The sequence below is a fragment of the Neisseria sp. P0006.S009 genome (assembly GCF_051962915.1).
Classification (GTDB): Bacteria; Pseudomonadota; Gammaproteobacteria; order Burkholderiales; family Neisseriaceae; genus Neisseria; species Neisseria subflava_E.
In genome coordinates, this window is sequence record NZ_JBQCUV010000001.1 from 407,248 (window position 1) to 424,068 (window position 16,821).

The 16,821-nt window shown below is 46.9% G+C and carries 14 protein-coding genes, 1 tRNA gene and 1 pseudogene; 4 read left to right on the top strand and 12 right to left on the bottom strand.

Translation table 11 applies throughout. From position 1 onward, the window contains the following. Window positions 1–91 precede the first annotated feature (91 nt). From ACTHTK_RS01930 to ACTHTK_RS01940, 3 genes are all read right to left on the bottom strand, one after another. Window positions 92–625 carry an inorganic diphosphatase gene (locus ACTHTK_RS01930; protein WP_003678634.1) on the bottom strand — a complete coding sequence of 178 codons (534 nt, stop codon included), beginning with the start codon at window positions 623–625 and terminating at the stop codon, window positions 92–94. An 84-nt stretch (window positions 626–709) separates the two neighbouring features. Further along, complete coding sequence (gene nudB / locus ACTHTK_RS01935; protein ID WP_107723419.1) at window positions 710–1,174, bottom strand: dihydroneopterin triphosphate diphosphatase; 465 nt, start codon at window positions 1,172–1,174, stop codon at window positions 710–712. A 137-nt stretch (window positions 1,175–1,311) separates the two neighbouring features. Beyond that, on the bottom strand, window positions 1,312–1,965 hold the full coding sequence (locus tag ACTHTK_RS01940; RefSeq protein ID WP_107723421.1) for a metallophosphoesterase: 654 nt from the start codon (window positions 1,963–1,965) through the stop codon (window positions 1,312–1,314). Between the two features lie 86 nt (window positions 1,966–2,051). Between ACTHTK_RS01940 and ACTHTK_RS01945 the strand changes: the two genes are divergently transcribed. Further along, window positions 2,052–2,495, top strand: a complete 444-nt coding sequence (locus tag ACTHTK_RS01945) for an RpiB/LacA/LacB family sugar-phosphate isomerase (protein ID WP_107723422.1) — start codon at window positions 2,052–2,054, stop codon at window positions 2,493–2,495. Between the two features lie 87 nt (window positions 2,496–2,582). Here ACTHTK_RS01945 and ACTHTK_RS01950 read toward each other — a convergent pair whose 3' ends face one another. The 3 genes from ACTHTK_RS01950 to ACTHTK_RS01960 all read right to left on the bottom strand — a co-directional run bounded on the left by ACTHTK_RS01950 (window position 2,583) and on the right by ACTHTK_RS01960 (window position 6,377). Further along, window positions 2,583–3,143 carry a hypothetical protein gene (locus tag ACTHTK_RS01950; protein WP_003746257.1) on the bottom strand — a complete coding sequence of 187 codons (561 nt, stop codon included), beginning with the start codon at window positions 3,141–3,143 and terminating at the stop codon, window positions 2,583–2,585. Between the two features lie 92 nt (window positions 3,144–3,235). Then, window positions 3,236–4,714, bottom strand: coding sequence for an RNA ligase (locus ACTHTK_RS01955; protein WP_107723423.1), 1,479 nt, complete (start codon window positions 4,712–4,714; stop codon window positions 3,236–3,238). Between the two features lie 88 nt (window positions 4,715–4,802). Further along, a complete protein-coding gene (locus ACTHTK_RS01960) occupies window positions 4,803–6,377 on the bottom strand; it encodes a vWA domain-containing protein (protein ID WP_107723424.1) in 1,575 nt (524 codons plus the stop codon). Window positions 6,378–7,492: 1,115 nt separating this feature from the next. Here ACTHTK_RS01960 and rtcR point away from each other — a divergent pair. After that, window positions 7,493–9,121, top strand: a complete 1,629-nt coding sequence (gene rtcR / locus ACTHTK_RS01965; RefSeq protein WP_440378283.1) for an RNA repair transcriptional activator RtcR — start codon at window positions 7,493–7,495, stop codon at window positions 9,119–9,121. A 113-nt stretch (window positions 9,122–9,234) separates the two neighbouring features. Here rtcR and fghA read toward each other — a convergent pair whose 3' ends face one another. From fghA to pip, 4 genes and pseudogenes are all read right to left on the bottom strand, one after another. Next, the gene (gene fghA / locus ACTHTK_RS01970) at window positions 9,235–10,062 is read right to left on the bottom strand and encodes an S-formylglutathione hydrolase (RefSeq protein ID WP_107723426.1); all 828 of its coding nucleotides are present in this window, start codon (window positions 10,060–10,062) and stop codon (window positions 9,235–9,237) included. 8 nt (window positions 10,063–10,070) lie between these two features. Continuing rightward, complete coding sequence (locus ACTHTK_RS01975) at window positions 10,071–11,207, bottom strand: S-(hydroxymethyl)glutathione dehydrogenase/class III alcohol dehydrogenase (protein ID WP_107723427.1); 1,137 nt, start codon at window positions 11,205–11,207, stop codon at window positions 10,071–10,073. Window positions 11,208–11,300: 93 nt separating this feature from the next. Beyond that, window positions 11,301–11,550 (bottom strand): annotated as a pseudogene (locus tag ACTHTK_RS01980) (CRISPR-associated helicase/endonuclease Cas3); the annotation flags it as partial. Window positions 11,551–11,685: 135 nt separating this feature from the next. Then, a complete protein-coding gene (gene pip, locus ACTHTK_RS01985) occupies window positions 11,686–12,615 on the bottom strand; it encodes a prolyl aminopeptidase (RefSeq protein ID WP_107723435.1) in 930 nt (309 codons plus the stop codon). A 124-nt stretch (window positions 12,616–12,739) separates the two neighbouring features. Here pip and yciA point away from each other — a divergent pair, with 124 nt between their 5' ends. Beyond that, window positions 12,740–13,174 (top strand): acyl-CoA thioester hydrolase YciA, encoded by a 435-nt coding sequence (gene yciA, locus ACTHTK_RS01990; RefSeq protein WP_049332732.1) that lies wholly within the window; start codon window positions 12,740–12,742, stop codon window positions 13,172–13,174. Window positions 13,175–13,419: 245 nt separating this feature from the next. Next, window positions 13,420–14,211 carry a formate/nitrite transporter family protein gene (locus ACTHTK_RS01995; protein WP_107723436.1) on the top strand — a complete coding sequence of 264 codons (792 nt, stop codon included), beginning with the start codon at window positions 13,420–13,422 and terminating at the stop codon, window positions 14,209–14,211. Between the two features lie 153 nt (window positions 14,212–14,364). Here the strand turns inward: ACTHTK_RS01995 and ACTHTK_RS02000 are convergent. Together ACTHTK_RS02000 and ACTHTK_RS02005 are read right to left on the bottom strand one after the other, a co-directional pair. Then, window positions 14,365–14,441 (bottom strand) — tRNA-Pro (locus tag ACTHTK_RS02000). A 153-nt stretch (window positions 14,442–14,594) separates the two neighbouring features. After that, entirely contained in the window at window positions 14,595–16,118 is a 1,524-nt protein-coding gene (locus ACTHTK_RS02005) for a fumarate hydratase (RefSeq protein ID WP_440378284.1), read from the bottom strand. Between the last annotated feature and the right edge of the window lie 703 nt (window positions 16,119–16,821).

Consider the following 16,821-nt stretch of genomic DNA (forward strand, 5'->3'; position numbering starts at 1 on the left):
TAAAGACGATTTTGTTATATTGGTTTGGAACATAAAAAGGCCGTCTGAACTTTACTTTCAGACGGCCTTGATATTGGATGGGACAAACCGATTAGGCTTGTTTGTTCCAACGTTCGATAGATTCTTTGATGACTTGTTTCGCTTCTTCTACATCGCCCCAAGATTCAACTTTAGTGGTACCTGCTTTTTTCAGGTCTTTGTAGTGGTTGAAGTGGAACTCGATTTGTTTGATCAGTTGTTGCGGCAAATCGGCCAAAGTTTTGTAGGCGTTGCCATTGTTGCGGTCGTCGGCTGGAACGCAGACAATTTTGTCGTCCACTTCGCCGTCGTCAACGAATTTCATCACGCCGATAACGCGTGCTTCCAAGAAAATACCGGTTGCCAAAGGCTGCTCGGTAACCAGCAATACGTCCAATTCGTCGCCGTCTTCGTCCAAAGTTTGCGGAATGAAGCCGTAGTTGGTCGGTTTGGCGAAAATTGCCGGTTCAACGCGGTCGAGTTGGAAAGCGGCCAGTTTGCGGTTCCACTCGATTTTGTGGTTGCTGCCTGCAGGGATTTCGTTGACAACGTTGATGATGCCGCCGTCCACGTCGCCCGGGGTCAGGATTTTGTTGAAGTCTGCCATGATGGTTTCCTTTGATTTTAAAGAGAGTCAAACGGCGAAAGTATAGCAAACCCAAGGCCGTCTGAAAATGTGAAACTGTCGTATTCAGACGGCCTTTTTGGCATTCAGCCTTTTGACCAGTTCTAAAATTGCGCGTTTATTGGAAGGGGAAAACACTTTTTCCGCCGCTTCTTCTGCATCAAACCAACCGTAGGCAACGTGTTCGTCCGGTTGCAGGACGATGGGTGTATCGCGCGGAATTTGGGCGGAGAAGATGTGTTCGCGGTTTTCAAAAACGCCTTTGGGATAGCGATGGCGCCAGTGATGATAGATTTCATAAACGGTGCTGTCGTGCCAGTTTTCCAGCTGTCCGTCTGCAAGGCGGATACCGGTTTCTTCCCACACTTCGCGCCATGCGGTTTCTTCGATACGCTCGCCCTCTTCCAAGCTGCCTGTGACCGACTGCCAAAAACCTTGCGGCGCCGTGCGTTCAATCAGCAGGATATTGCCGTCTTTATCATGCAAAACAACCAAAGCGGAAACGGGATACTTCAAAGGCTTACCGCTCATGGCTTGTCCTTGCCGGTTTGATTGGGGAGGCTGATTTTTTGTAGTAAGTAAGCCAAAAGGTTTTCCATGTATCACTCAAAAATGGGAAATTGATATTCAGACGGCCTTTGCCGGAAATCCGCAAAGGCCGTCTGAAATTATACCTGATTTAACTGCGCCAGTTTCCGAGACACCAGCTCTGCCGCTTCTTCCGGCGAATTGGCCTTCAACACTGCTTCGCCAAAATACGAAATTTTAGACAAATCACACAAAAACTTATCGACATCTTGCGCCGTCAAAAAGCGGCCGTGCAAATCAAATCCGACATTTAAAGCACGCCCTTTGATTTCCGCCACCCTGTCATGCAAATGGCCGTACAAGTGATACCAGCCCTGATAGCAGCCGTCCCACTCCTGAATCGGATAGTGAAAGAGAACCAGCGTATTCTTAATTTCCGGCAATTTGAGTTTCAAATACGGCCGTATGGACGACAGCAGCGGATGGCCGTCATGCTTGGTTTGGCTGCGGAACAAATTGGCATGCTGCCGAATCACATGATCATGATTGCCGTAAATCAAGTGATGTTGCCCGTTCAACCGCGACAAAACGCGCTCTATCTGCTTATGGTCTTGGGCAAAGGAAAAATCGCCCAAGTTGTACACCGTATCTTCAGGCGTAACGGTTTCATTCCACGTTTGGATTAAAAATTCATCCATCTGCTCCACGTTATCGAACGGTCGAAATTGCGGGCAGAATTTGGCAATGTTTTTATGTGAGAAATGTAGGTCGGATGTGAAGTAGGTTTTGCTCATGCCGTGTTCTCTGCGTTGCAAGCTTGAATCGTATCACGCGCGGGCGTATGCTGAGTGATGTTTATTGTGTGCTTCAAGGAGTTTTTATGCGTTTGGTTATTGCCGCGCCGGCCAACGGCGCAATATTGAAAGACGCGCTCAAAGCGCATCTGCAAAACGACACGCGCGTCAGCAGCTTGGTCGATTTATCCTCGCCAGAAGGAAGCTATCCGCAACTCTCGTTTACCGCAGCCGAAGAAGTCGCGGCAGGACGCGCCGACCGTGCGCTATTGATTTGCGGCACCGGCGTGGGCACGGCAATTGCCGCCAATAAAGTGCGCGGCATACGAGCGGCGACAGCACATGATTTGCTTACTATCCGCGGCTCGGTGGAAAACTATAACGCGCAAGTTTTATGTATGGGGCAAAACGTGATTGCCGCGCCGGCCGCTTGGGCATTGGTCGATATTTGGTTGGATTTGCGCCACGACACAAGCAGCAGCTATGCGCCTAAAGTCGGAGAAATCGAAGCATACGAGCGCGGAAAATAAATACGTGTTGCTCCATATATTTTCAGACGGCCTTGTTACGTTTCGCTTTAGCAAAACCGGTAAGGCCGTCTGAAAATATTTAAATGCTTATTTTCCTTTTTTATTGCAAGGATGTCCTGCGCTGTTGTCGCAGACGCGTAAATTGCGCAAATGCATGACGGCATTGGTCAACTCGGCCTTCGTCGGCTCGTAACGGAAAGCATATTGCTTCACGTACAAAGCTTCGTTACCCTGTACGGCTTTTATCCAAGTAAATTCAGGTTTGCTGGTTTGCGGATTGTTGGCGCAAAACAACATCACCAAAGCGAATGGATAGCCGTTTTCTTCACCTGCCGTTATTGGGTTGACACTACTTTGCGGACAGGCATTCTGCCATGAGGCTGAAAGATTGCCGAAAAACTGCTCAACACCCGGTTTCATACCTGCCATGGATTGCAGCGTGACCATTTGCGTCCAGTCTTCCACAGTCTGTTTCTGCGGCACAAGTTCTATCAATGTCACACCATTTTGCGCGGTTTGATAGCCGACTTTGAAGCCTTTAGGCGGAGCGCCGAAAGACCCAAATTCCTCAGCCTGCGCAGTTTGAACAGCTAACGGAAGCATAGCGATGGCGAGCATCAGTTTCCTAACGATACTTGTTTTTTTCATTGTTTTTCCTTATTCACTAAAAGTATGGCAGATGAAACACTCCATCCGCCAGCGCTATACTAACACAAGCATATAGCATTTTTCAGACGGCCTTACAACTGTCTCAAAAACGCCTGAATGAACGCGATTTTATCCAATTCCGGCATAGCATTGAACGCTTCCTGATGCTCGTGGATGTAGTCGATTAAGGGGTAAAACTCTTCATCGACGTGGCGTTTGTCGAGTTTGCGGCCGATATTCCCCTCGTTGCTTCGTCCTAAAAACTTGGAAATCAGGTAATACGGCGATTTGAGTTTGAACAGCATTTCGCCGGTTTGGGCATCAAACACCATAAAACCTTCGTGTTCCACGTTTTTCAGACGACCTTTCAACTCCTCGAACGTGATGTTTTTCAGCGTTTCGGGACGGCGGATACCGTATTGTTTGCCGATTTCGTCCAATTCGGCTTCGGTAAACTGACGGCCTGTCGCCACGTCGATGCAGCCGATTAAGGTTTCGCCCAACTCTTCACGGATGATGTGTACGTCTTTCGCGTCTGTGATTTCAAACAAAAAAGTATGGTTCGGATATGCGCGGAACAAGGTTTCGTATTGTGCGCAGTGTGTGGCGGTCATGTCGGCAAACGCGCTATCAAGCGAACCGGTGGTCGAATACAGCACTTTGCCGTCAAACGCCGCGCCTTTAGACAGATGGTCGTCTGAAAGCGAGACGAAAGTACAGCAGCCGAGGAAGCCGTTTACTTTCACCACCGCATCTACCAGTCTCTCGTCGCCGATTATGATCGGATAACGGCTGCATTTGGCAATACGTTCCGAATAATTGAACACTTTTTTAAACGGACGCACGATGATTCGATTATGCGCATCGATAATCAAACCGCGCATTTCCAGCAACGCATCATCAAAGCGGTTGTTATAGAACACGCTGCGGGCGTATTTCAACACGCGCAATTCGGGATAACGCTTGGATGCTTTGGCGGTAAAGTTACGGCTGCTGTGTTGCAGATAGTGATCGGTCACAAAGGTTTGCTGCGCCTCATCAAACACCAGCGGCTTATGCTCGATAGCCTGCATCTGTTCGATTTTTTCTAACTGTTCCGCATTTGCCGGTTGCACGGCCTCGATATGGATTTCGTTTGCCACTCGGTTTTGGTTCAGCTTGATATACGCCGCCAATACGTCATGCTCTTTCACGCCATGCAGGTTGGGATAGAAATTGTGCAGTCGATAGACCTCTGTTTCAAAACCGCTTTTCTCCGCCTGATCCAATAAATGACGGCAACGCGAAGCTTTTTGGTTGGTATTGGAATTAATGATCAGAATATTTCGGTTCGGATTTTGGCGTCCAAGTCTCAAAGTTTCAGTCATCAAGGTATTACCGCGTTTCTGCACCTTATCCACTGCTTCACCCGACCAATGATACTCACCGTATTCATCGGTAATGAACAAATCGTTTTCAATACGGACAACTTCTGCATCCGGATATTGCGCTTTAAATTCGGTGGCTTTTTGTTCGGCAAACGTCGATTTTCCCGAACCTTGATGACCGCGGATTAAGATAAATTTTTGCATTTTGTTTCCTTATTCTTTTTCTCAGCTTACCCTGAATAAATAGGCCGTCTGAAAAATATTTCTACCCTTTTTTCAGACGGCCTTAGCTTCAGTTCACAACTGCCAACGGCGTTTTCTCAATCTCTTCTACCCAGAAATCTGTACCCATACCTCGTTCGGCAAAGGAACCGATCAGGGAGAATACTTGGTCGGAGAAGCCGCCGATGTTCAAAATATCCTGACGGTTTCGTACTTGAGCCTTGGTGTAGGGCTGGATATCCAGACAAACAAGTTTGGCTTCGGGACAACGCCGTTTCAGAATGTCCCACTCTTTCATCAGGCTGGTTGTGGCACCCCATCCTTGGCTGTCATCTGCCCAACTTTCGTTGTCTGATACGATGACGACCAAATCCACATCGGCTTTTTCACGGTTCAGCATGGCGAGCGGTGCGCTGCATGCCGTTCCGCCGCCGCCGATATTGGCGAGTTTTTCGGCGTTGGTCATGATGCTGTCGCGCGGATTGAGCTTCACGTTTACCGTGATTTGTTCAAACGGTATCACGCGGGCTTGCGGATTGGTACGCAACATGGCGGCAGATACGAGCGCGGCAATGTCGATGCAGCGGGTTTTGCTGGTCGTGCTGCCGCGATAGCCGGTAACCGAGCTGTGCATAGAGCCGGAAACGTCCGGACAAACCACGACTTTGCCTTGGATGGCCGGTACGTTTTGTACGGAGGTTTCCATCGCATCTTGCAGGGCTTCGCAGATTTCAGACGGCATTTGATTAGATGTTGCCTGATACGCGGTCAGCAACTGATAAGGCAGAACACGGGCGCGGGCAATGGTGGTTTCGTCACGCAGTTTTTCTGCCACCATTTTGATGTTTTTGCTTTTCGCAAACACTTCGTGGCGCAGGAAAGTGTTCAGGTTTTGACGAACCTGCTGCCATGAGCCGTTGCGGGCAATCTCTGCCCAGTCGCCGCTGTTCAAGTCTAAAGCAGTGAGCATTTGGAAAGGAACGTTGGGTAATTCGCCTTCTCGGCTTTGTTTGTAGTTTTCAAAAGCGCGGGTAATGGGTGGCAATGCTTCGCGGTCGTACGGTTTGCCGATCAGCCACGCAAACCAGGCGGCACGCCATGCTTCACGCGGTTTGGGGTGCACCATTTTGACCACGTCTGCCAGCGATGGCGAATTGCCGACGGCGGCGTTCAACAGTTGTTTTTCGGTGGCAGTCAAAAGCCAAGTCTGCATCAGTTTTTTCGGACGGTTGCCGAAAGATTTTCTGCCGACCGCGCCGCTACGGATAATTTGTGCGAAGTTACGCAACATTTTACCGTTGTCCACTACTTGGTCGAATACGCGGGCGAGCATGTTCACGTCTTTTTGCGCCAACACGGCAAGCAACAGCGCAGGCATATCTTTCATCAAACCTTTTTGACGGGCATATACGGCAGTTTTGGCGATAAACTCGGCATCCAGGCTTTCTGCCAATTTCAACACTTGGTCAAGCTGACTTTGGGCATCGGCATAGTAGGTATTGTTCAGACAACCGGTAGCGGCAAGTTGGGCCAGCTGTTGTTTGGGTGTCAGCGTGTAGGCGATGCCGCCGGCTTCATTATAGGTATCGGTTTTAGTAAAACGGTTTTTAATAGATTGAAACAAGGTAGTATTAGCCATTTTCATTTTCTTTCATATTGTTGGTTTGAGGCCGTCTGAACTTGTTTTAGCTTTGTTTGTCAGACGGTCTTGAATGGGTGGCAGTGTGGCTGCTAAAGATGAAGAGAAGCGTTTTTAACTGAAAGCTAATGTATTCTCTTCCGGGCATCCGCCTACTGCCGTAGGGCGACCAGTTTAATTAGGATCATTCGGGTTTGTAGCAAGGAAGGAATGTAATCCTAATGGCATTCGCCCATAAGGGGTGGCACATTGGGCAACAAAGAGTGGAGAAATTTTTACGCGCTCTATCCTCTGAGCTACTCTGCCATAGTTGGCGGCAGAGACGGGACTCGAACCCGCGACCTCGAGCTTAGCAGGCTGTAATTCCTCCGGCATTTGCCGTTTGCACCAAAAACAGTTTTTATATCAGCCCGCCTGAATATTTCAGACGGCCTCGAATGGGGGCTGCGTAGCGGATAAACATGAAGAGAAACGGTTTTAACGTAAAAGGTTCATGTATTCTCTCCAGACATCCGCCTGCTGCCGTAAAAGTAATATGGCACGCAACAAGTTTTTAAGGGAAACATGCCTTGGCTCTACCAACTGAGCTACTCTGCTATTTGGAACAACAGAGACAGGACTCGAACCTGCGACATAAGGATATCCATGTTGTAGTTTTCCTAGGCATTTGCCTGCCATATTGAAAAAGGGTGGGCGACTAAATAAACAAGACGTTCAACGTCTATCAGACGAGACAGGATTCGAACCTGTTAATCCAAATGTAGTCTTGTCGGCATTCGCCCTGTAACCACACAGCAACTAAATTTACGGAAAATTTTTCTCCGGTAACTGTATTTCCCGAAGCATCTGCTGTATCGCTACATTCACAACATAGCCAACAGCGTGCCAAGAATAAAATTTTATAAAAATAATTTTTAATTTATTGAATATAAGAAAAATATATTTTAAAGTGGCTTTTATCGGCAAAAAGCGTAGAATGCTGAAAAATATATTTGTAGATAGTTATATAGAAAATAAAATATATAAGGATATATGATGAGATTCGATGATTTGGACAAACGCTTGCGGTTAAGCAAACGGCAAATTTGTATTGAAAAAATAATTTAAAGGCCGTCTGAAACATGAATATCACCCCTAAAAAACAAGTCGCCGTCAGTTTTCTCGGTACAGTGCTGGATAAAGGTTTCGGTCAGGGCCGTTGGCAGAAGTGGCGGCCGAATGTCGCCATGAATCAGCATCAGGATTTTCATCTCGACCGCATGGAGCTGTTTTATGCGGAGAAATATCGCAACCTAGCGGATCATGTAAAAGCCGATATTCAACAGGTGTCGCCACACACGGTCGTCAATCTTGTGCCTATGGAGCTGGCAAACCCGTGGGATTTTTCCGAAGTTTATACCAAGCTGCACGATTGGGCTGCGAGCTATCCATTTGATACAGAAGAAGAAACGTATCTCACCCACATCACCACAGGTACACACGTTGCCCAAATCTGCCTGTTTTTATTGGTGGAATCGCGTCAAATCCCCGGCGTACTGTTACAAACCGCTCCGCCCAAAAATCAAAGACGCAGTATGGAGGACGGCAATGTCGGAAGTTATGAAATCATCGATTTAGACTTGGCTCGTTATGACGTACTGGCAGAACGCCTTGCCGCCGTACGCGACGACGCAGTGCGCTACCTGAAAAGCGGCATTTCCACCAAAAACGCCGCCTTCAACCGCATGATTGCCGAAATCGAACAAGTCGCACTCAACTCCCCTTCCCCCATTCTGCTTTCCGGCCCGACAGGCGCAGGCAAATCTATGTTGGCACGCAGGATTTTTGAATTGAAAAAAGCGCGCCATCTGATTAAAGGCACATTTGTCGATGTAAACTGCGCCACCCTTCGCGGCGACGGCGCAGCATCTGCCCTGTTCGGCCACAAAAAAGGCGCCTTTACCGGCGCCGCAGAAAAGCGTGAAGGTTATCTGAAAACTGCCGACGGCGGCGTATTGTTTTTAGACGAAATCGGCGAATTGGGCTTGGACGAGCAAGCCATGCTGCTCAAAGCCATTGAAGAAAAACACTTTTACCCCGTTGGCAGCGACAGCGAAGTCAAAAGCGACTTCCAACTCATCGCCGGCACCAACCGCGACCTACGCCACGAAATCCGCGCCGGACGCTTCCGCGAAGACCTGTTCGCCCGCATTAATATCTGGAATTACCCACTACCTGCACTCGCCAACCGTCGCGAAGACATCGAGCCCAACGTCGAACACCAGCTCGCCCTAGCCTCGCAAGAACTCGGCCGAACCACCCGCTTCAACAAAGAAGCCCTGGCCGCCTACCTCGACTTCGCCCACTCCAACCAAGCACCATGGCGCGGCAACTTCCGCGACCTCGCTGCCAGCATCATGCGCCTGGCCACACTCGCGCCGCAAGGCAGGATACAGGTAGAACAAGTCCAAGCCGAAATCGAACGCCTCAAATGGCTATGGTCGGAAGAACCCTTTTCAGACGGCCTCCTACATAAAAGGCCGTCTGAAAAAGCACAAGACTACCCCGATAAAGTCGATTGGGACACATTGGATTTGTTCGACAAACTACAACTGCAACACGTCATCGACGAATGCCGCAAACACCCCAACATGGCCGCTGCCGGCCGTGCATTGTTCAACGTCTCCAGAACAGAAAGGGCAAAAGTCAATGACAGCGATCGATTGAGAAAGTATTTGCAACGGTTTGGACTGGAATGGGGGGATATTTAAATAAAGTGGGCAAGCTAGCTCATTTTAATCACATTATTTTTCATCATTTATAAAAAATAAAAGGCATCAATCCGATGCCTTTTTAATTTATTAACACAAATCACTTCTTTGGTTTACTTCAAAAATGCCGCATGATAGGCAATATGCTCACCAATAAAACTGGCGATGAAGTAATAGCTATGATCATGGCCTTTATGGAAGCGCACATCGACCGGTTGATTTGCCGCACGACAGGTTTCGATAAAATCTTCGGTACGCAATTGTGTTGGCAAAAACTCATCTTCCAAGCCCTGATCAATGCGCATACCTTGCACTTTACAGCCTTGTTGGATGAGCGAGTTAGCATCATATTGCTGCCATTTTTCGCGATCTTTCCCTAAATAGGCAGAAAAGGCTTTTTCTCCCCAAGGCACGAGGCTTGGCGACAAAATAGGCGAAAAGGCAGAAACACTTTGATAACGTTCTTGGTTTCGCAGCGCCAATACCAATGCGCCATGTCCGCCCATTGAATGTCCCATAATCGAACGTTTGCCGTTGGTAGGAAAATTTTCCTCCATCAGACTAGGCAACTCATTCAAAATATAATCATACATTTGATAATTCGTCGCCCAAGGCTGCTCGGTCGCATTCAGATAAAAGCCTGCACCCTGCCCTAAATCGTAAGTATCATCGTTCGGCACTTGCTCTCCGCGAGGGCTGGTATCGGGGGCGACCACAATCACTTGATGCTCTGCCGCATAACGCTGAAAGCCTGATTTGGTAATGAAATTTTGTTCAGTACAAGTTAAGCCGGAAAGCCAATAAATCACACCAAGCGGTCGATTCTCCGGATTATTTGGCAAATAGACGGCAAATTTCATTTCGCATTGAAGCGTTTGGGCATGGTGCACCCAAACTTGTTGCGAACCGCCAAAAATTTGATGTTGTTCAATCAGTTTCATCTCGGGCCTTAGTAATGAATAACAGCGCGGATCGATTTACCTTCATGCATTAACTCAAAGGCTTCATTGATTTGATCGAGCGTCATTGTGTGGGTCACAAATGGTTCCAACTGAATGTCGCCTTTCATTGAATCTTCCACCATTTTCGGAAGTTCAGAGCGGCCTTTCACGCCACCAAATGCCGTGCCTTTCCAAACACGACCTGTGACCAACTGGAACGGACGAGTTGAAATTTCTTGTCCTGCACCCGCTACGCCGATGATAATGGATTGACCCCAACCACGGTGTGCACTTTCTAATGCCTGACGCATTACGTTTACATTGCCAATACATTCAAAGGTATGGTCAATGCCCCATTTATTGATGTCTAACAACACATCTTTGATCGGTTTATCGTAATCGTTTGGGTTCAAACAATCAGTTGCACCAAACTGTTTTGCCAGCTCGAATTTTGAAGGATTGGTATCAATAGCGATAATGCGACCGGCTTTGGCTTGACGCGCACCTTGCACCACCGCCAAACCAATCGCCCCCAAGCCAAACACCGCCACAGAGTCGCCTTCTTGCACTTTTGCTGTGTTATGCACCGCACCAATACCTGTGGTAACGCCGCAGCCAAGCAAACATACTTGTTCATGGTTTGCTTTTGGATTGATTTTCGCCAGTGAAACTTCGGCAACAACTGAGTATTCACTGAAAGTAGAACAGCCCATATAGTGATAGATCGGCTGACCTTGATAAGAAAAACGCGTCGTGCCATCTGGCATTAAGCCTTTACCTTGTGTATCACGCACTGAGACGCATAAGTTGGTTTTACCTGAACGACAAAACTCACATTCGCCACATTCAGCGGTGTAAAGAGGAATGACGTGATCACCTGGTTTTACGCTTGACACACCTTCGCCCACAGCAACGACCACACCCGCACCTTCGTGTCCAAGCACCACAGGGAACACACCTTCAGGATCGCTTCCTGATAACGTAAATGCATCAGTATGGCACACACCAGTGTGCGTGTTACGAATTAACACCTCGCCTTTGTGCGGCATTTCTACGTCGATTTCCACAATTTGTAAGGGTTGATTTGGGGCGAATGCCACCGCCGCACGCGATTTGATGGTTGAATTGGTTTGTTTCGTTTCCATTATTTTTGCCTTTTAATTCATTAATAAAGTTATCTAGCCTACGAAAGATAACCACAGTTTATACTTTGGAACCCACCCTGAAGCAAGCATTTTTGCAATTTTGACTCCGGCAGTAGCATGATCGGCTGAAGGGCTGCCATGCAATCGGTGATTAAAGGCAACTGAATATTTCCCTAAATCATGAAGCTGTCCCGTCTGGCAGGCAATTTCCTGCGCATCAAATACCCGGGCAAACTCAGCCGCCATTTCGCCCACATTTACCGAATGACTTTGCAAGGTTTGCCAATGGTTTGTAAGGCAAGGGATTGCCGAGTTTATCTTGGGCGGAATGAGCGTAGTAAATGAGGGGGTTTTATATTGAAATTCTAAAAAATTCAAATTGATATAGATTCAATGATAATATGATATTAAATTTAATATGCAAATAGAAAAAATGCCGTCTGAAACTTTTTCAGACGGCATTGTCATTTATTAACCTTTATAACTTGCTTCTAATATCCTCCACTGCTTTCACTAATGCTTCGGAAAGCGAAGGATCAAAAGAAGAGTGGCCTGCTTGGACGATTCTCAATTCTGCTTCAGGGAAGGCTTGCGAGAGTTCCCACGCGCTTTGCATCGGGGTACATAGGTCGTAGCGGCCTTGGACGATGATGGTTGGGATATGGCGGATTTTGTCGATGTTTGCCAAGATAGCTTTATCGCCCTGCAGCCAGCCTTCGTTCACGAAGTAATGGTTTTCCATTCTTGCGATGGCAAGGGAAGCTTGCGGGTCTTCATCTACGTCTTTAGGTTCAAACTGAATAAGGTAGCTTTCCCAGTCTGCCCATGATTTAGCCGCTTTGAGGCGTGTGGCTTCATCTTCGCTGAACAGCATTTCATGGTAGGCTTGGATTAGGGCTTGGCGTTTGTTTTCGGCTACGGGGGCAATGAATTTTTGCCATTGAGCCGGATAAATTTGGCTGACGCCGCCTACTTCGTTCAACCATGCCATTTCAGACGGCCTGCACAGGAAAATACCGCGCAAAACTAAGCCGCTGACGCGCTCGGGATGGGTTTCGGCATAAGTCAGCGACAAGGTGCTGCCCCATGAGCCACCGAAAACCAGCCATTTTTGAATACCGAGCATTTCGCGTACTTTTTCAATATCGGCAACCAAATCCCATGTGGTGTTGTCTTCGATACAGGCATAGGGTTTGGAGCGTCCGCAACCGCGTTGGTCGATAATAACGATGCGGAAATGCTCTGGATTGAAAAAGCCTCGACAGGCAGGTGATGCCCCTGCTCCGGGGCCGCCATGCAGGAAAATCACGGGGTGGCCATCAGGATTGCCTGATTCTTCCCAGTAGATTTCGTGAATGTCGGATACGCGCAAAAGGCCGCTATTTCGTGGTTCTTGAATCGGATGCATAAGCTTTCTCCTTTGTCTGATGAATATGTTGATTGTAACACTTTGCCTTCTGATTTTTCAGACGGCCTACATAGGTTTATCGCCACAAATGGCGTAAAATAGCACTTTTTTGACAGGATTTTTTATGGCTGACAACAAACAAACACATGCGGCACCCGAAGGACAACTTTTATTGCGTACGGTAGCCATGCCGCGCGATACCAATCCTAATCAGGATATCTTCGGCGGCTGGATTATGTCGCAAATGGATCTGGGCGGCGGTATTTTAGCGGCAGAAATCGCACAGGGACGAATTGTAACCGTGGCCGTTCAAGAAATGAATTTCATCAGGCCGGTAAAGGTCGGCAACGTCGTGTGCTGCTACGGTCATTGCGTCCGCGTAGGCAATACTTCTTTGCAACTGAAAATCGAAGTGTGGGTGAAGACTTTGATGAACGATATGGTAACGGAAGACCGCCAACTGGTCACCGAAGCCGTATTCACTTACGTCGCCATCGATGCACAAGGCAATCCGCGCCCTATTCCTCGCGAAGGCAATGCAAAACTGGCTCATTTGTAAGTTTAAAAATCAAAACAAGGCCGTCTGAAACCTCAACGTTCAGACGGCCTTTTTTCATACAGAAGCAAAATGTAATAATATTTCTTTTGAGCTAAAGCAAGGTGAAGTATCTGTTTTTTAGGTTTAATTCAGGCTGATTGATAAGACAAAGACCGTACACCGGCTCCCTATAACACTACTCTACCGCGACAGTTTGTACCATCTTTAAAACAACGTTTCCTCCTCAACCTACTTTAAGGAACATCATGGCTTCGCGCGATTTATACCCACAGGAAATTTTACAGGTTGTTCTCGACAAAAGCTGCGCCAAAGCACAATCCAGCATCCCCACACTGGCAATCTTGAGCGTTTTGGCCGGTGGATACATCGGCTTCGGATATCTTGCCTATTTAAAAGTAGTCAGCGGCATTCCGCACGAATGGGGCGGAGTTGCGACTTTACTCGGCGCCGCCGTGTTCCCAATCGCTTTGATTTGTATCCTGCTTGGCGGCGGCGAGCTGGTAACCAGCAATATGATGATTATGTCTTTAGGCAGATTGGCCGGACGGATTTCCTCCAAAATGCTGCTACGCAACTGGGTTATCGTCTGCATGGGCAATTTGGTGGGCACACTGGCAATGGCGTTTTTCCTTGGATACTATGTCGGCATGATTGAAGGCAGCGTGGCAGAAAAAACCATTGTCGTGGCGGAAGCAAAAGTCCATATGGATTTCGGCCGTGCTTTCGTATCGGCAATAGCATGTAACTGGATGGTCTGCATGGGCGCGTGGCTGCATTTTGCCGCTAAAAACACAACCGGACGAATGCTGGCCATTTGGTTCCCCGTCATGATTTTCGTATTAAACGGCTTCCAACACCTTGTCGCCAATATGTTCGTTATCCCAGCCGGCATTTTGGCAGGCGCAAACATCACATGGGGGCAATTTTTCTTCAACATGATTCCCGTATTCCTGGGCAATGTCATCGGTGGCGCATCCTTTGTTGGCGCATCGTATCTTTATACTTATAGAGACACGCTGAAAGATAGTGCCGAATAGCCCTGCTTTAGAAACAACAAAACCTGCTTTTTTAAGCAGGTTTTGTTTCAGACGGCATTGGTATTAAGTTTTAAAATCCATTCGGACACATTATTCAGATAAATCATCCAAACGAAAAAAGAGCCGTTTTTAAAACGGCTCTTTCCAATTCTTTGGTCGGAGTGAAAGGATTCGAACCTTCGACCCCTTGCACCCCATGCAAGTGCGCTACCAGACTGCGCCACACTCCGACTCGATAAGCTGTGAATTTTAGTTTCAAACGCTGATTTTGACAAGTGCTTTTTAGAAAGGGAAATTTACTCGTTTGAAAACATTTGAATTATTTGTAAACAAAAAAAGCCGTCTGAAATCGTTCAGACGGCCTTTGATTATTCAGTCAAATATCAAGCATCAACCGGAATAATACCGATTTTGGCCTGCCATTGTTTTGGCGCAATGGCGTGAACCGATTCGCCGTTGCTATCCACCGCAACGGTTACAGGCATGTCTTTGACTTCAAATTCGTAAATCGCTTCCATACCTAATTCTGGGAAAGCCAAGACTTTAGACGCTTTAATGGCTTTGGCAACCAGATATGCTGCGCCGCCGACAGCCATCAGGTAAACAGCTTTGTTATCAGCAATGGCTTGGCAAGTTGCTGCGCCGCGTTCGGATTTACCGATCATACCCAAGAGGCCGGTTTGTTCCAGCATTTGGCGGGTGAATTTATCCATACGGGTGGAAGTAGTCGGACCGGCCGGACCAACAACTTCGTCACGGACTGGATCAACCGGGCCGACGTAGTAAATCAGTTTGTTGGTGAAATCTACCGGCAATTCTTCGCCTTTGTTGAGCATATCAACCAAACGTTTGTGCGCGGCATCGCGACCGGTCAGGATTTTACCGTTCAGCAACAATACGTCGCCGGTTTTCCATGTGGCCACTTCTTCTTTGGTCAGATTGTTGACATCGACACGTTTGCCGTTGTCCGGGCTGTAAGTCAGATCCGGCCAGTCTTCCAAAGATGGTGCTTCCAGTTTGGCCGGGCCTGAGCCGTCCAATTCAAATTCGATGTGGCGGGTTGCCGCGCAGTTTGGAATCATGGCAATCGGTTTGGAAGCCGCGTGGGTTGGGTAGTCAAGGATTTTGACATCCAGCACGGTGCTCAAACCGCCCAAACCTTGTGCGCCGATACCCAAGGCATTTACTTTTTTGTAGAGTTCCAAGCGCAGGGCTTCAGTTGTAGACAATTCTGCACCGGAATCGGCTTTTTCTTTGAGTTCCTGAATATCGATATGGCTCATCAGGCTTTCTTTGGCCATCAACACTGCTTTTTCAGGCGTACCGCCGATGCCGATACCCAAAATACCCGGAGGACACCAGCCGGCACCCATTTGAGGAACGGTTTTCAAGACCCAATCAACGATATTGTCTGAAGGGTTGAGCATGGCAACTTTGGTTTTGTTTTCAGAACCGCCGCCTTTGGCTGCGCAAGTGACTTCGACTTTGTCGCCTTTTACGATTTCCATATGTACAACGGCAGGGGTGTTGTCTTTGGTATTTTGACGTTTACCAGCCGGATCGGCCAATACAGAGGCGCGCAGTTTGTTGTCAGGATAGGTGTATGCACGGCGTACGCCTTCGTTAACCATTTCCTGTACGCTCATCTCGGCATCCCACTGTACATCCATGCCCACTTTCAAGAATACGGTCGCAATACCGGTATCCTGACAAATCGGACGATGGCCTTCAGCACACATACGGCTATTGACCAAAATCTGCGCCATCGCATCTTTGGCGGCAGGGTTTTCTTCTTTTTGATAAGCCTTATACAAAGCCTGAATGTAGTCTTTAGGATGGTAATAGCTGATGAATTGGAAAGCATCGAAAATACTTTGGATAAAGTCTTCTTGCTTGATGACGGTCATGATTGTGTTCCTTTTCGGAGTCATGGTAGGGAGGGTTTGTTTATTTCTTAAGAGACCGATTTTTTCAGACGGCCTTCAATAGTGTAATAGTGCTTTCAAATGAATGACCCAGACAATATCATTTTCATACCTTATTGATTTAAATAGAATTTAATATCGCATTAAATCACTTGGTTATTGATAATATATATCCACTGACCATTCACTTACACAGAAATAAAATTACATTATTTTTAAATGATATTCTAATTACAAGTCCGTCTGAAAATGTTTGCCTTAAGTATCTGAGAAAGAAATTTAGTAGCTTGTATTTAAAAGGAAACCACCTAAATTTCAGACGGCCTTTCTTATTTTCCAACACGATACACAATTGTAAAATCTGTGTCATTTTCTCCCTCAATCTTCTTGACTGATATCAAACTCATTTAATTTTCTGAAATTTTATAACAATCTTTTCACTTACTTACCTATCAGAATATTATTCAATATATACAACAATCTATGTAAAATTGTCTAACATATAATAATGATTTTTACTAGTAAATATACGAATATTTTAAAATTTATAATAAAAAAGTAATTTTATTTTACCTTTAAAATCAAATTGTTGTAATAAATTTGTCTAAATAATAGGCATATTTTGTTTGCAATCCTCCTTCTATAAAACCTTAGGTTACCCCTATCATCAAAACCACTAAATTCT

Bases quoted from the DNA above. Each gene is read 5' to 3' on its own strand.
- nudB (WP_107723419.1), bottom strand. From the start codon at position 1,174: ATGAGCGGTAAGCCTTTGAAGTATCCCGTTTCCGCTTTGGTTGTTTTG.
- ACTHTK_RS01940 (WP_107723421.1), bottom strand. From the start codon at position 1,965: ATGAGCAAAACCTACTTCACATCCGACCTACATTTCTCACATAAAAAC.
- ACTHTK_RS01975 (WP_107723427.1), bottom strand. From the start codon at position 11,207: ATGGAAACGAAACAAACCAATTCAACCATCAAATCGCGTGCGGCGGTG.
- fghA (WP_107723426.1), bottom strand. From the start codon at position 10,062: ATGAAACTGATTGAACAACATCAAATTTTTGGCGGTTCGCAACAAGTT.
- ACTHTK_RS01960 (WP_107723424.1), bottom strand. From the start codon at position 6,377: ATGAAAATGGCTAATACTACCTTGTTTCAATCTATTAAAAACCGTTTT.
- ACTHTK_RS01950 (WP_003746257.1), bottom strand. From the start codon at position 3,143: ATGAAAAAAACAAGTATCGTTAGGAAACTGATGCTCGCCATCGCTATG.
- ACTHTK_RS01955 (WP_107723423.1), bottom strand. From the start codon at position 4,714: ATGCAAAAATTTATCTTAATCCGCGGTCATCAAGGTTCGGGAAAATCG.
- rtcR (WP_440378283.1), top strand. From the start codon at position 7,493: ATGAATATCACCCCTAAAAAACAAGTCGCCGTCAGTTTTCTCGGTACA.
- yciA (WP_049332732.1), top strand. From the start codon at position 12,740: ATGGCTGACAACAAACAAACACATGCGGCACCCGAAGGACAACTTTTA.
- ACTHTK_RS01945 (WP_107723422.1), top strand. From the start codon at position 2,052: ATGCGTTTGGTTATTGCCGCGCCGGCCAACGGCGCAATATTGAAAGAC.
- ACTHTK_RS01930 (WP_003678634.1), bottom strand. From the start codon at position 625: ATGGCAGACTTCAACAAAATCCTGACCCCGGGCGACGTGGACGGCGGC.
- pip (WP_107723435.1), bottom strand. From the start codon at position 12,615: ATGCATCCGATTCAAGAACCACGAAATAGCGGCCTTTTGCGCGTATCC.
- ACTHTK_RS01995 (WP_107723436.1), top strand. From the start codon at position 13,420: ATGGCTTCGCGCGATTTATACCCACAGGAAATTTTACAGGTTGTTCTC.
- ACTHTK_RS02005 (WP_440378284.1), bottom strand. From the start codon at position 16,118: ATGACCGTCATCAAGCAAGAAGACTTTATCCAAAGTATTTTCGATGCT.